This window comes from Moorena sp. SIO3I8 (genome assembly GCF_010692325.1).
In the GTDB taxonomy this organism is placed as follows: domain Bacteria; phylum Cyanobacteriota; class Cyanobacteriia; order Cyanobacteriales; family Coleofasciculaceae; genus Moorena.
Genome location: NZ_JAAHHW010000466.1, coordinates 1 through 1,111 on the forward strand (window position 1 = coordinate 1; position 1,111 = coordinate 1,111).

Consider the following 1,111-nt stretch of genomic DNA (forward strand, 5'->3'; position numbering starts at 1 on the left):
TGCCACCTCCAACCACGGTTACTATTGAAAATTGCTACGACAGGGAATTCATGGGATTAAAGGCTCGTCAAGATTATCGGGTAATTAATCTGTGGGAAGTAGAGGCTGAATTAGTATTAGAACAACCTTTACCTCCTCTATTTCCATTTGTCCCAATTTTATTTGGAGGTGGTAGTGAATCGAAATTGCGGTCAGCGGTGCAGGCTTTACGAGCGGATCAAACTTTGAATCAACTAGAACCGCTCTTAGCGTTCTTTGCTAGTTTTGTTTTAGAGATACCCTTAATTCAACAAATCATGAGGTGGGATATGACAGTATTACGAGAATCACCCTGGTATCAAGAGATTTTACAAGAGGGTGTGGCTCAAGGCATTGAACAAGGCATCCAACAAGAACGTCGAGGCAGTTTAGAGCGCATCCTTAAACTGCGATTTTCAGAGATTCCTGTCGAGATATCCGTCAGAATTCAAGCCTTAACTCTCGAACAATTAGAAGAGTTGATGGCCACAGCATTAACCGTTAACTCCCTAGATGAGTTTACTCAACATTTGCCCAATTAATTAAATAAGACCACACCCCACTTCGACCGTGGGGTGGGTTTTCCTCGAATTCAACAAATCATGAGGTGGGATATGACAGTATTACGAGAATCACCCTGGTATCAAGAGATTTTACAAGAGGGTGTTGCTCAAGGGATTGAACAAGGGATTGAACAAGGCATCCAACAAGAACGTCGAGGCAGTTTAGAGCGCATCCTTAAACTGCGATTTTCAGAGATTCCTTCAGAGATATCCGTCAGAATTCAATCCTTAACTCTCGAACAATTAGAAGAGTTGATGGCCACAGCATTAACCGTTAACTCCCTAGATGAGTTTAGTCAAAATTTGCCTAATTAATTAAATAAGGCCACACCCCACTTCGACCGTGGGGTGGGCGTAAGTCAATAATTAGTCTTAATTGGATCAATTGTATGACAAAACGTGCAGATATTGGTAGCAAACGCCTAATCAGTCTCGCTCCTAATGCTTGGGTGCAATGGGTAACCGGTAATCCCCAAGTGCGGGCATCTCAGTTACTCGATGCTGAGTTTCAATGGATTAGTCGCGAAAGC

Annotated in this window: 2 protein-coding genes; both read left to right on the forward strand. The window is 42.8% G+C overall.

Translation table 11 applies throughout. The annotated features are described in order from the left end of the window. A partial coding sequence (locus F6K51_RS37930; RefSeq protein WP_293031496.1) for a DUF4351 domain-containing protein occupies positions 1 to 560 on the forward strand: 560 nt, incomplete at its 5' end. 72 nt (positions 561 to 632) lie between these two features. Then, positions 633 to 896: a DUF4351 domain-containing protein gene (locus F6K51_RS37935; protein WP_293031499.1), complete on the forward strand. Its 264-nt coding sequence runs from the start codon at positions 633 to 635 to the stop codon at positions 894 to 896. Positions 897 to 1,111 lie beyond the last annotated feature (215 nt).

Excerpts from the sequence above, each read along its gene's own strand:
- F6K51_RS37935 (WP_293031499.1), top strand. The coding sequence starts at position 633 with ATGACAGTATTACGAGAATCACCCTGGTATCAAGAGATTTTACAAGAG.